We start from the raw sequence: 12,083 nt of genomic DNA on the forward strand, positions 1-12,083 counted from the left end.
GGAAACCCGCCCATGGCCCGTTTACCCTATGCCGATCTGACGCATCCTGAGGTCAGCCCGTTGGTGGAGCAGATTGTCGCCGAGCGCGGCAGTGTGCTGCATCTGTATCAAATGTTGTTGCAAAGTCCGCCTGTTGCGCGTGGTTGGTTGAATCATCTTACGGGTATTCGTCATCATAATTCGCTAAATGGTGCTTTGCGTGAGATGGTGATTATGCGGATTGCGCATTTGAATGGTGCGCCTTACGAGGCTGATCAGCATGCGCCGATTGCGCTGAAAGAAGGGATGACGCAGGCGCAGCTTGATGCTTTGCCGCAGTGGCAGGGCTCTGATTTGTTCAGTGAGCAAGAGAGGGCGGTGCTGGCGTATACGGATAGTATGACGCGGGAGGTGCAGGTACCTGATGCGGTGTTTGATGCGGTGCGGCCATTTTTTGAGCCCCGGCAGTTGGTGGAGTTGACGGCGACGGTGGCTACTTACAATATGGTGTCACGGTTTCTGGAGGCGCTGCAGATTCATTCGCATGATGAGCGTTGATTTGCTGGCTCTTGGTTTTTCGGCTGAGCTTTTGAGTTCTTGAGCAAGGCGGGTGTATCAGGGGCTGTTTCGGCTTGGCGCGCTGCGGCCCCTGGCTTTGCCAGGGGCTTCCCGTTTCTGGCGGCCCGATCGAGGCGTGTGCGGAACTCGACCGGTCGGGCCAGTGGCCCGACACCCGTCGGTCTCGAGCAGCCGCACACTTGCATCCTCGATCGAACCGCCAGAAACGGCTTGCGCGAGGCGCCTGCACAGCCCCTGATACACCCGCCTTGTAAGGGTGTGGTCAAGTCTGCCGGTTCAGCGCAAGGCCGCCATACCCCGTGTCCTTGTCATGCGCGATGTCCACGATGCGCTGGACTATTATCGCTGGACTATTATCTGTCGGAAGCTTCTAAAAACGTAGCGCTTGAATTTCTAAACGAGCCGAAATGAGCTTACGACCATCTTTCGCGATTTCCTGGAGTGGTTAAACTTCCAGCGCTGCCAGGCGCTGTAGTGCGTTGCCGGTAAGGCGGACTATGCGCCATTCGGGCAGGATGTCGGCGCCCAGGTGTTTGTAGAAGTCTATGGCGTTCTGGTTCCAATCCAGCACGACCCATTCGAAACGTCCGCAGTCTTGTTCGATGGCCTGTCTGGCCAAGTGTTGCAGCGCCATTTTGCCCAGGCCCTCGCCGCGGTGGGCAGGCTGTATGTATAGGTCTTCAAGGTAGAGGCCGCGTTTGTCCAGGAAGCTGGAGTAATTGTGAAACCACATGATGTAGGCGACGGGCAGCTCGGGCTTGTCGCGAAGGGTGGCTATCAGGCAGTGGGCGGCCGGGCGCTCGCTGAAAAAGCTGTTGCGCAGTGTTTCTTCGGTGGCCTTGAAAATATCGGTGAGCTTCTCGAATTCGGCCATTTCCCGCATAAGGCCTAGTATGTGGGGAAGGTCTTCGGGGCGTGCTGGCCTAAGCAGGTAACGTTCTGTTGCGCTGGACAAGCGGATTCCTTGATTTGGCGTTATGCTGAAGTCGTGTTTTAACAGGAGTTTAGCTTATGCCTTCAGGGAATCAGCGAGCGGTGCAGGCACTGGCAGCCGCACTGGCCTTGACGTCTTTTTATTCGGTCAATGCTGTGGCACAAGAAGCCACTGCATCTGGAGAAGTGCGCAGCATTAATGCGGCTGATGGCAAAATTACCATCAAGCATGGCGCTATTGCCGACCTTGAATTGCCGGCGATGACGCTGGTGTATCGCATAGATGTCGCGCTGTTGGCCGATATCAAGCCGGGCGACAAGGTCAAGTTCACGGCCAAACGTGAAAACACCCAATACGTCATTACCAAGATATCAAAGTAGTTTTGCATGAGGGCGGCCCATCTGGGCCGCCTTTCAATACAGATACCGCTTAAAGCACGTAGCGGGCCAGGTCCTGGCTGCTGGCGGTTTCTTCGAGTTTGTCGTTGACATAGGCCGCGTCGACGGTCACTGTGGTGCCACTGCTGGCCGTCGCGTCGAAAGACAGGTCTTCGAGCAGTTTTTCCATGACAGTGTACAGACGGCGTGCGCCGATGTTCTCGGTGCGCTCGTTGACATCGAAGGCCAGTTCGGCCAGGCGTTGTATGCCTTCGTCAGTAAAGTCCAGCGTGACGTCTTCGGTGGCCATCAGGGCATGGTATTGCTTGGTCAGCGAGGAGTCGGTGTCGCACAGTATGCGTACAAAGTCTTGTGCGGTCAGCGAGTCCAGCTCGACACGGATGGGGAAGCGGCCCTGCAGCTCGGGGATCAGGTCCGAGGGCCGCGACATCTGGAATGCGCCCGAGGCAATGAACAGGATGTGGTCGGTTTTGACCACGCCATATTTGGTATTGACGGAGGTGCCTTCGACCAGTGGCAGCAGGTCGCGCTGTACACCCTGGCGCGATACGTCGCCACCAGAGTGTTCCTGGCGGGTGGCGATTTTGTCGATTTCGTCGAGGAAGACTATGCCGTTTTGTTCGGCATTGGTCACGGCGCTGGTGCGCAGTTCTTCTTCGTTGATGCGGCGCCCGGCTTCTTCTTCCGTCAGGAGCTTGAAGGCTTGCTTGACGGTCATTTTCTTGGGCTTTTTCTTGTCGCGGCCCAGGCCGGCGAACATACCTTTGAGCTGTTCGGTCATTTCTTCCATGCCGGGAGGCGCCATGATTTCCATCTGCGGTGCCATCTGGGCCACGTCGATTTCAATTTCCATGTCGTCCAGCTTGCCTTCGCGCAGGCGTTTGCGGAAGGTTTGACGCGCATTGTTTTCTTCGCGCACGGGTTCGCCGTTGGCGTCGCGCGCAGGCGAAACCAGGACGTCGAGAATGCGGTCCTCGGCGGCGTCTTCGGCCTGGGTGCGTACGCGTCGCATCTGGACATCGCGCGACTGTTTGACTGAAATTTCGACCAGGTCGCGGATGATGGTGTCGACGTCGCGGCCTACGTAGCCGACCTCAGTGAATTTGGTGGCTTCTATCTTGATGAAGGGGGCGTTGGCCAGCTTGGCCAGGCGGCGGGCGATTTCGGTCTTGCCGACACCGGTGGGGCCGATCATGAGAATATTCTTGGGCACGATTTCGTGGCGCAGTGGCTCGGCCACTTGCTGGCGGCGCCAGCGGTTGCGCAGGGCGACAGCCACCGAGCGCTTGGCCCGGTTCTGGCCGACAATATTCTTGTCGAGTTCGGAGACGATTTCTCCGGGAGTCATATTGGTAGCAGACATAATTAGGGGCGCATTAAAAGCTTAGAGTGTTTCGACGATATGGTTTTGATTTGTGTAAATGCACAAATCACCCGCGATCTCTAGTGATTTCTTCACGATGTCGGCGGGAGCCATCTCGGTGTTTTGCAAAAGGGCCAGCGCGGCAGACTGGGCATAAGCCCCGCCCGAACCAATCGCGGCCAGGCCGTTTTCAGGTTCGAGCACGTCGCCGTTGCCGGTCAGCACCAGTGTGTGCTCTTTGTCGGCCACGATCAGCATGGCTTCAAGGCGTCGCAACACACGGTCGGTACGCCAGTCTTTGGTCAGTTCGACTGCGGCACGCATCAGATTGCCCTGGTGCTTTTCCAGCTTGGCTTCAAAGCGTTCTTGCAGAGTGAAGGCGTCGGCCGTGGCGCCGGCAAAGCCGGCAAGTATCTTGTCGTTGTACAGGCGGCGTATTTTGCGCGCTGTGCCTTTGATGACGATGTTGCCCAGGGTGACCTGGCCGTCGCCGCCCAGGGCAACGTGTTCGCCGCGGCGAACGCAAATAATGGTGGTGGCGTGAAATTGTTCCATGTATCTTCCTTTGAGCTATATAGCTGGGGACAGCGGTGGGAATTTCAAGGGCTGCCTGGCTGGGCCCGATTACGAGAAAGGTTTTGTTTCAGGAACGATGCTACACTCGGGCGGTCCTGTATGGACGACGACGCGGGGCGAGGCTCGTGCCGCCCCAGCGCCCTGAATATCAAAATAAAACAGAGGCATCCATGCACTACATCATTCAGCTTTTAGCAACAATTCTTATTGGTACCGCCATTGGCGCCGTGCTTAGCCAGCGTACCAAAGCGCTGCTCATCGGCTCTGTCATAGGCATCGTACTGGGCATTGTCGCTCTGATCACGGCTTCCTGGGTGCCGCTGGCGGTGGGTACGGCCGTCTTTCTGGTGGTCCAGGGTTTGCAGCGCGACAATTATTCATCGCGCGCCTGAGCCTTACCGCGCTGCGCAGCGCAAACCAGCAAGGAATCAGACCGCATGTCCATCGATTTCGATCATCTGGTCCTGATGATGCGCGATCAGCTGAACGATCGCGCGCCACGTCTGCAGAAAGATGGTTTCCATCTTACCGAGGTGTCGGTACATAACCTGGGTTCCATCAATCAGCTCATTACGCTTGAATCCTCGTATATCGAGCTTCTGGGTTGGCCTGCAGGCCAACCTCCGGCGCGCAAGGAAATCGCCGAACAGGCCTTGGGGCTGGACGCGTTGGTTTTCAGGCCACGCAATGCAGGCGACACCTACGAGCAGCTGCTCCGGGCGGGTTTCGAGGTGAATCCGGTGCAAAGGCTGGAGCGGCTGGTGCCGACCCCGACGGGCACGGGCATGGCCCGGTTCGATACCGTCCGGTTTGCGCGGCAGCCTATACCTGGCTTACGCATTTACTATTGCCAGCACCTGACCCCCGAATACATTTGGGACGAAAGCGTGATGCATCATGAAAACGGGGCACAGTCGCTGCATGACATCACGGTCAAGGCGCCCGATGCCCGCAGCGTTGCCAGCACATTGGCTGTGCTGACCGAAGGGCGGGTACAAGCGGCCGCTGATGGCAGTCATGTGCTGGATCTGCCCAATTTGCGGCTGCGAGTGCTGCCGGACCCCAGTCTTTCAGCGCCTGTCATCTGGCAAGCGGTGTTGGGCTATCGCGATGGCACGCTACGCCCCTTTGCGCCACCCTTATAAGTCAATTATAAGCATTCAACCATTTGTTATAAGCAAAAGGCTTAAGCCGCGTTATCATTTACGGCTTAGTTGACGCATCTATAACACTGGAATTTTTATGCTTAGCCATGCCAAATCAAACCTAGCGGCTGCAACATTTTTCAAGGCGGTGGCGGGTAGCTTGCTGGCCTTGTCGGCACTTTCTTTTGCACAGGCAGCCGAACAGCCGCCTATACGCCTGGTTGTACCGTTTCCTCCCGGAGGCAGCACTGATATTGCCTCGCGCATTATTCAGCCCAAGCTGGCCGAGCTGCTGAGCCGCGACGTAGTCATCGAGAACAAGCCCGGTGCGGCCACGCAGATCGCCAGCCAATACGTACAGCGTTCCAAACCCGATGGCAATACCTTGCTGGTCAGTTTTGACAGTCATTCGCTGAATCCCATTGTGCGGCCGCTGCCCTACGATACCTTCAAGGATTTTCGCGGCATTACCTTTGCCCTGCGTTTCCCGCTGGTGGTGGGGGTGTCCAAGCATGTCGAGGCCAACTCGCTGAAAGAGTTCGTGGCCGCAGCCAAGGCCGACCCCAAAAAATACAGCTATGCATCAACCGGCCTGGGTTCGCTGAACCATTTGGCCCCGGAAGAGCTCAAGCGTATGGCTGGCATTGAAATGCTGCATGTGCCCTTTGCCGGAGGCGGGCAGGCCATGCAGTCATTGGTGGGCAATATTACCCATATGGCTTTCCTGAGCTATGCAGCATTCAAGCCGCAAATCGAGGCGGGCAATATCAAGCCTTTGGCCGTGACAGGCGCTAAGCGCATTGCTGATTTGCCAGACGTTCCCACCGTGAAGGAGTCGGGCTACCCTGACTTCGAAGCCTATTCATGGATAGGTATTTTTGCACCTGCCGGAACGCCCGACGATATAGCCAACCCGCTCACCGATGCCTTCCAGAAAGCCTTGAATGACAAGGAAGTCAAGGCCAAGCTGGCCAACCTGGGCTTCGAGGTCATGGCCACAGACGGCCCGACGGTAGATCGCTATGCAGTCGAGCAATACCAGCGCTGGAGCACGTTTGTGAAGGACACTGGCCTGTCGCTGGCGAAGTAACTTACCCCGCGGGTACGTAGGCAATGGTGGCCTGCATCAAGGCAACCACTTTGCTGTTTTGGCCTGAATAAGCCAAGACCTCGCCGGTGCAAACAGCCAGTTGCTTGCCGGCGTTCTGCACTTTTCCGATGGCAAGAAAGCGGTCGCCCAGCGCTGGCCGCAGAAAATTGATCTTGAACTCGGCCGTCACCACCTCACGGCCCTGCGGCGCCCTGGTCAAGGCCGCGTAACCGCAGGCGCTGTCGACCACGCTGGTGATGGCGCCTGCGTGTATATAGCCGAACTGCTGGGAAAGATGTTTGGAAAAAGGCAGTTCTATATGCACTTCTCCATCGACTACAGACGCAAGCCGGGCACCTAGTGTGACCATCAAGCCTTGGGCGTCAAAGCTGGCTGTTACGCGTTCATGAGCGTCATGCATGGGAATAAGGGCCTATCGTTTGAAAGAGTTTACGGTACGCCATGGGCGAAGTCTGGAAAACGGTCCTGAAGTGTTGCCTTAACGAAAGCGCTGACCCAAAACCTGCTTGTTGAGCGACCATCTCGATCGATACATTGGTGGTTTCAAGCATGCGTTGCGCGTGCGCCAGCCGTTGGTTCAACAGCCATTGCTTGAACGATACACCAGTCGCTTCGCGAAAGCGGCGTGTAAAGCTGCGGCGGCTCATCGCCGCACGCTGGGCCAGGGTGTCGATGGTGTGCGGTTGCTGGGGGCGGCTGGCCACCCATTGCAGCACTTCGGCGAAGCGGTTTTCGCTGTTGCTGACCGGGAGCGGCTGTTCAATGAACTGCGCCTGCCCGCCTTGACGCTGGGGAGCAATAATAAGCTGCCTGGCTACCTGGTTGGCGAGTTCTGCGCCCCCTAAGCGGCGCAGCAAATGCAGGCAGCAGTCCAGGCCGGCCGCTACACCGGCGGATGTCAGTACATCACCTTCGTCCACATAAAGCACGTCTGGATTGACGTTGATTTTGCCGTATTGTTTTGCCAGTTTTTCAGCATAGGCCCAGTGGGTGGTTGCCGACTTGCCGTCCAGCAGACCGGCTTGGGCTAGTGGAAACGCACCCAGGCATAAGCCCATGACCAAGGCGCCGCGCGCATGGGCGCGCTGCAAGGTTTCCAGCAAGGCGAGTGGCGCTTGCCGGCAGTCGTTATGCCAAGTCGGCACAACCACGATGCTGGCGGTTTCTGCTACATCAAGACCATGCTTTACAGCGATGTCGAAGCCTCCGGAGGTGCTCAGTGAGGTGCTGGCGGCAGCGCAGACCCGTACCTGAAAGCGAGGCGTGCGTGGGCCTGGGCGGCAAGAACCAAAAACCAGGCTGGGTACCGACAAGTGAAATGGGCTCATGCCGTCGAATGCGATGACGGCGACCTCGTAGCGTTCGGCGGGCTTGGTGTTGTGCATGGCCCGATATTATCGTAGATATGCCTACAGGCCAATATGTTTCTGCGTCAGGCAAGGCCACAATAGGACATATGGGGGGCTGCGTGGTATGGCCAGGTGTTCAACCCCCATTACCCCTTTCACTCAGGAGAATTCGATGTCTGAAACCTTAAACCGTGCCTTGCTGGTAATCGATGTTCAAAATGAATATGTCACGGGAAGCCTTTTGATAGAGCATCCGCCGGTGCAGGATTCTTTGCGCAATATTGCACTTGCCATGGATGCGGCCCAGGCCGAGCAGATGCCCGTTATCGTTGTGCAGCACGATGCGCCCGAAGATTCGCCTTTGTTCGCCAAAGGTTCTGCCGCCTGGTTGTTGCACCCTACTGTGGCAAAGCGCGAGGCCGATCACCACATCCACAAATCCATGGCAAGCGTGTTTGCCGGGACTGACCTGGCGCAATGGTTGGCACAGCACCGTATCGATACCCTGTCGGTGTGCGGATATATGACCCATAACTGCGTCGCTTCGACCATTTTTCACGCAGCGCATAATGGGCTGAAGGTGGAGTATTTGGCAGACGCTTCAGGTGCTCCGTCGTACAGGAACGCGGCTGGCGCCGCGAGCGCCGAGGAAATTCACCGTGTGTTCAGCACGGTATTCCATACTGGTTTTGCCGCTGTTACAACAACGGAAAACTGGATCGCTGCAGTCAGTGCGGGACGCGTTATCGAGGCTGACAGCATTTATATGTCCAACCAGCGAGCCAAAGAGGCGCTTATTGCCTGATGCTAGACGCTGAAATCGTCATCAGCATCAGTGTGGCGGCCAGCCCCAGGGTGGCCGACAGCCACAAGGCTTGTACGCCGTAGGCGTCAAGGCATAGGCCGAACAGCCACGGCGCGAGCGCTTGTGCAATGCGGGCCGGTACCATGAGCATGCCCTGGCGGTGTCCGTAGCCCTGGGCGCCAAAGATCACCAGGGGTAATGTTCCCTTTGCTATGGTCAGGATGCCATTGCCGGCGCCGTGCAATATGCCGAACGCGGCGGCTGCCGGTGCGCCTATCACGCCGAAAGCCAATGCGCCTATGGGGTGCAGCAAAGCCGCGATACGGGCGGAGAGCAGTGGGTGGATTTTGCGCAGCAGGCCGAACTCGAGCAACCGGGCAGCCACTTGAGCTGGGCCGATGAGTGCGCCGACCATGACCGCGGTGGCCAAGGTGGCGCCGCCAGCCTGCAGTAACTGAGGCAGGTGGGCGGCCATGGCCGTGCTGATGAACCAGGTGGCGGCAAAGACAAAGGCCAGCACGAACGATGGCCAGCGTTGGGACTGGGGGCTGCTGGCCGCGTGAGTGTTGTCCTTGGATGCTGCCGTGCTGACTTCAGTGTTTTGTAGTGTTTGCAGCCGGGGTAAGCTCAGATTCAGCGCCAGGCCCAGTGTCAGGTGCAGCGCGGCCCAGGTAAAGCAGGTAGCCCGCCAGCCTATGTGTGCTTCCAGAAACGTCGATAGCGGCCAGCCTACTGTGCTGGCAAAACCGGCAATTAGCGTAATGCCGGTAATGGCGCCGCGCGAACGGCTTCCGTAAAGTGCGACCAGTGTAGAAAATGCGGCCTCATACAGGCCGCTGCCCATACCTATGCCAATAATCAGCCAGGCTCCAAAGAGCCCCCACGGACCTTGTGCACAGCCCAGGCCCGTCAGGCCCAGGGCGAAGATGACGCTGATGATTGCCAGTACGGGCCGTCCGCCATAACGGTCGATCAGATGGCCGGCGTAGGGGCCCAGCAGGGCGGAGATAATGAGCGCCGCGCTGAATGCGGCAAACACAGTAGGTGTGGAAACGCCCAGGTCTTGCGCCATGGGGGCGGCCAACATAGCCGGAAGGTAGTAGCTGGAGGCCCAGGCCAGGGTCTGGGCAATGCCCAGTCGGGTGACGATGCCGGTGGTTGGCTCGGTGGCCATGTGGACTCTCTAGGGGTTTTGCAACGTCATCTGTGCTGCAGCCTTTTTACTGTACGAAGGGCCACCTTGCCGCGATCTGTAAGGTTTGCGGCAAGGAAAAGCAAAAAGAGTTTAGTCTCCGTACAGTTTTTGACGCATTTCGCGGCGTTCTTGCGCTTCGAGTGACAAGGTGGCTGTGGGACGAGCCAGCAGGCGTGGAACGCCGATGGGTTCGCCGGTTTCTTCGCACCAGCCGTACTCGCCCGAGTCGATCAGCGTGATGGACTGCTGTACTTTCTTGAGCAGCTTGCGCTCGCGGTCGCGTGTACGCAGTTCAAGTGCGTGCTCTTCCTCGATGGTGGCACGATCGGCCGGATCGGGTACGAACTGGGTTTCGCGCAGGTTTTCGGTGGTGGCGTCGGCATTGTTCAGGATTTCCTGCTCAAGTTCTTTCAGGCGATTCCGGAAGAATGCCAGTTGATCCGCGTTCATGTATTCGGATTCGGGCATTGCCAACAACTCTTTTTCCGTCAGCAAACGACCCTGATTCTTTGTAGCGGCTGATTTGCTTGTCATGATGTTTCCTCTAATCTTGTAATGTTGGTGCCTGGTCAATCATAGTGCGCATTAATGTTTGCGCAGTATGGCTTTTTAAACCAGGCAGTTTTCCAGTCCTTGGTTGAAAATGTCCTGGGGGAGTTTACGTCCGATGAATACCATTTTGGTATTAGGCTTTTCATTGGCTAGCCAAGGCTTGCCGGGTTCTGCGCCCATCATCATGTGCACGCCCTGAAAGAGCATGCGGCGATTGATACCTTTCAAATACAAAATACCTTTGTAGCGCAGCAGATCGGGGCCATAGACCTGGACGATGCCGCCCAGAAATTCTTCGAGCCGCTCCGGATCAAAGGCTTTGTTGGATCGGAAAACAAATGCTCCGATCTGGTCGTCGTGATGGGCGTGATGGTGATCGTGGTGGTGATGGCCGCAAGCGGGACCGCATTCGCCTTCATGATCGTGATCATGCCCGTGATCGTGGCCGTGATCGTGATCGTGGCCATGATCATGTTCATGGTCGTGCGCGGCGTCCGGGTGTACTTCGGCCAGAAATTCCGGATCGATGTCGAGAATGGTGTTCAGATTGAAGCCGCTGATATCCAGCAAGACGGCCAGATCGGTTTCACCGAAATGGACGGGCGTAATGGAGGCGCGTGGATTGATGTGCACCAAGCGGGCACGCAGCGCCTGATAGTCTACCTCGTTGACCAGGTCTTTCTTGGAAATCAGGAGGCGATCGGCAAAGCCAACCTGCTTCTGGGCTTCTTCCTGCTTGTCCAGTGTTTCCATGCCGTGCTTGGCGTCGACCACGGTAATCACGGCGTCGAGCCGGTAGTAGTCGGCGATTTCGTCGTCCATGAAAAAGGTCTGGCACACCGGGCCCGGATTGGCCATGCCGGTGGTTTCGATGATGACGCGCTCGAAATTCAGCTGACCCGCCTCGCGCTTGATGCGCAGGTCGTCCAGGGCGCGCATGAGGTCGCCGCGCACGGTGCAGCAGACGCAGCCGTTGCTGAGCTCGACGATTTCTTCTTCGCTGTCTTGGACCAGTAAGTCGTTATCGATGCTTTCTGGCCCGAATTCATTTTCGATGACAGCAATACGCCGGCCGTGATACTCGGTAAGAATGCGCTTGAGCAGCGTGGTTTTACCCGCACCCAAGAAACCGGTAAGGATGGTTACCGGAACCATTTTGTTTGCTTGAACAGCGGCTTTCATCTTGTGCCTCGCGAGCGCGATCCTGAGATCAGCCTGCCACCGGGTACAGCTTGCCTAGGGGAGGTTTTCTATAGGTAGCGCAGAAAAACTTAACGTGCGATTACATCACAGCATACGCTTTAGAGCAAACATATGCTGTCAATGTGTGTGCGACCGGCAGTTTGCGCACAGGGCGCGCAGCTCGGTTTCGTGGCCTGACAGGGCAAAACCGGCGCTGGCGACTTTGTCGGCCAGTTGGCGGCTGAGGGCCGGATCGCTGAGTTCGGCGACGGTGCCGCACTGGGTGCAGACGACCAGCAGGTCGTGGGGCTCGCCGGCAGCGTCCAGGCAGGCCGTCCAGGCGTTGATGGCGTCGAGCCGGTGTACCAAGCCTTCATCAACCAGGAAATCCAGGGCGCGATACACCGTGGGAGGCGCCGCGCCCGGCTGTACGCTGCGTATCAGGTCGAGCAGCTCGTAGGCCTTGACGCTGCGGTGCTGGGCCAACAGGATCTCGAGGACTTTGCGCCGTATGGGGGTCAGCTTTTTGCCGCGCTGGGCGCATAGCGATTCGGCAGTATGCAGCTTGGCCGCCAGGGCGGATGGCTGTGTCGAATGTTTGGCAGACATGAGCTGGGCTCTCGTTTCAGGGTCAATAAATATGGAATGCTCAAGGTCAAGCATCGCATAAACAGGATAAACTTGCCTATCTAAGTTATGTTATAACATAACCAATGCTATAATTCCCTAATTCAAAAGCTCATTCCTGTCCTTTTCCCGACGGCCCTCATGCATCGTTCTTCTTCTCCTGTCAGCGGTTTACGCCGATATCGCGGTTCTGCGCTGCTTGCTTCCAGCCTTCAGCGCATGCTGCGGGTCTTGCCGGCGGTGCTGTGCCTGTGGGCCCTGACAGGCTGGGCCATGGAGTGGTGGTAG

At 57.4% G+C, this 12,083-nt stretch carries 16 protein-coding genes; 7 read left to right on the top strand and 9 right to left on the bottom strand.

The genetic code is table 11. The annotated features are described in order from the left end of the window. Positions 1–12: 12 nt before the first annotated feature. Positions 13–537: a carboxymuconolactone decarboxylase family protein gene (locus ERD84_RS05315; protein WP_130038556.1), complete on the top strand. Its 525-nt coding sequence runs from the start codon at positions 13–15 to the stop codon at positions 535–537. Positions 538–1,003: 466 nt separating this feature from the next. Here the strand turns inward: ERD84_RS05315 and ERD84_RS05320 are convergent, their stop codons facing one another. Then, positions 1,004–1,441, bottom strand: coding sequence for a GNAT family N-acetyltransferase (locus ERD84_RS05320; RefSeq protein WP_245150632.1), 438 nt, complete (start codon positions 1,439–1,441; stop codon positions 1,004–1,006). Between the two features lie 128 nt (positions 1,442–1,569). On the opposite strand from ERD84_RS05320, the gene ERD84_RS05325 reads away from it, so the two are divergent. Beyond that, entirely contained in the window at positions 1,570–1,872 is a 303-nt protein-coding gene (locus ERD84_RS05325; RefSeq protein WP_130038558.1) for a copper-binding protein, read from the top strand. A gap of 49 nt (positions 1,873–1,921) precedes the next feature. On the opposite strand, the gene hslU is transcribed toward ERD84_RS05325, so the two are convergent. Beyond that, on the bottom strand, positions 1,922–3,253 hold the full coding sequence (gene hslU, locus ERD84_RS05330; RefSeq protein ID WP_130038559.1) for an ATP-dependent protease ATPase subunit HslU: 1,332 nt from the start codon (positions 3,251–3,253) through the stop codon (positions 1,922–1,924). Between the two features lie 21 nt (positions 3,254–3,274). Beyond that, positions 3,275–3,808: an ATP-dependent protease subunit HslV gene (hslV, locus tag ERD84_RS05335; RefSeq protein ID WP_130038560.1), complete on the bottom strand. Its 534-nt coding sequence runs from the start codon at positions 3,806–3,808 to the stop codon at positions 3,275–3,277. A 191-nt stretch (positions 3,809–3,999) separates the two neighbouring features. Here hslV and ERD84_RS05340 point away from each other — a divergent pair, with 191 nt between their 5' ends. The 3 genes from ERD84_RS05340 (at position 4,000) to ERD84_RS05350 (ending at position 6,064) form a co-directional block, all read left to right on the top strand. Next, the gene (locus ERD84_RS05340) at positions 4,000–4,221 is read left to right on the top strand and encodes a hypothetical protein (RefSeq protein ID WP_130038561.1); all 222 of its coding nucleotides are present in this window, start codon (positions 4,000–4,002) and stop codon (positions 4,219–4,221) included. A 45-nt stretch (positions 4,222–4,266) separates the two neighbouring features. Continuing rightward, a complete protein-coding gene (locus ERD84_RS05345) occupies positions 4,267–4,974 on the top strand; it encodes a VOC family protein (protein WP_130038562.1) in 708 nt (235 codons plus the stop codon). Between the two features lie 97 nt (positions 4,975–5,071). After that, complete coding sequence (locus ERD84_RS05350; RefSeq protein WP_130038563.1) at positions 5,072–6,064, top strand: Bug family tripartite tricarboxylate transporter substrate binding protein; 993 nt, start codon at positions 5,072–5,074, stop codon at positions 6,062–6,064. Between the two features lies 1 nt (position 6,065). Here the strand turns inward: ERD84_RS05350 and ERD84_RS05355 are convergent, their stop codons facing one another. Both ERD84_RS05355 and ERD84_RS05360 read right to left on the bottom strand, forming a co-directional pair. Further along, positions 6,066–6,485 (bottom strand): PaaI family thioesterase, encoded by a 420-nt coding sequence (locus tag ERD84_RS05355; RefSeq protein WP_130038564.1) that lies wholly within the window; start codon positions 6,483–6,485, stop codon positions 6,066–6,068. Next, positions 6,478–7,470, bottom strand: coding sequence for a helix-turn-helix domain-containing protein (locus ERD84_RS05360; protein WP_130038565.1), 993 nt, complete (start codon positions 7,468–7,470; stop codon positions 6,478–6,480). Before ERD84_RS05360 ends, ERD84_RS05355 begins: the two co-directional genes overlap by 8 nt. A 136-nt stretch (positions 7,471–7,606) precedes the next feature. Here ERD84_RS05360 and ERD84_RS05365 point away from each other — a divergent pair, with 136 nt between their 5' ends. Then, positions 7,607–8,239: a cysteine hydrolase family protein gene (locus ERD84_RS05365; protein WP_130038566.1), complete on the top strand. Its 633-nt coding sequence runs from the start codon at positions 7,607–7,609 to the stop codon at positions 8,237–8,239. Here ERD84_RS05365 and ERD84_RS05370 read toward each other — a convergent pair. The 4 genes from ERD84_RS05370 to ERD84_RS05385 all read right to left on the bottom strand — a co-directional run bounded on the left by ERD84_RS05370 (position 8,229) and on the right by ERD84_RS05385 (position 11,777). Next, entirely contained in the window at positions 8,229–9,413 is a 1,185-nt protein-coding gene (locus ERD84_RS05370; RefSeq protein ID WP_130038567.1) for an MFS transporter, read from the bottom strand. The two genes, ERD84_RS05365 and ERD84_RS05370, sit on opposite strands and share 11 nt — an antisense overlap. A gap of 111 nt (positions 9,414–9,524) precedes the next feature. Continuing rightward, positions 9,525–9,968, bottom strand: a complete 444-nt coding sequence (gene dksA, locus ERD84_RS05375; protein WP_130038568.1) for an RNA polymerase-binding protein DksA — start codon at positions 9,966–9,968, stop codon at positions 9,525–9,527. A 75-nt stretch (positions 9,969–10,043) separates the two neighbouring features. Continuing rightward, positions 10,044–11,168 carry a CobW family GTP-binding protein gene (locus ERD84_RS05380; RefSeq protein WP_130038569.1) on the bottom strand — a complete coding sequence of 375 codons (1,125 nt, stop codon included), beginning with the start codon at positions 11,166–11,168 and terminating at the stop codon, positions 10,044–10,046. 138 nt (positions 11,169–11,306) lie between these two features. Next, entirely contained in the window at positions 11,307–11,777 is a 471-nt protein-coding gene (locus ERD84_RS05385; protein ID WP_130038570.1) for a Fur family transcriptional regulator, read from the bottom strand. A 159-nt stretch (positions 11,778–11,936) separates the two neighbouring features. On the opposite strand from ERD84_RS05385, the gene ERD84_RS15945 reads away from it, so the two are divergent. After that, complete coding sequence (locus tag ERD84_RS15945) at positions 11,937–12,083, top strand: hypothetical protein (RefSeq protein ID WP_167667261.1); 147 nt, start codon at positions 11,937–11,939, stop codon at positions 12,081–12,083.

Origin of the sequence: Pollutimonas harenae (genome assembly GCF_004153685.1) — a bacterium.
Classification (GTDB): domain Bacteria; phylum Pseudomonadota; class Gammaproteobacteria; order Burkholderiales; family Burkholderiaceae_B; genus Pusillimonas_C; species Pusillimonas_C harenae.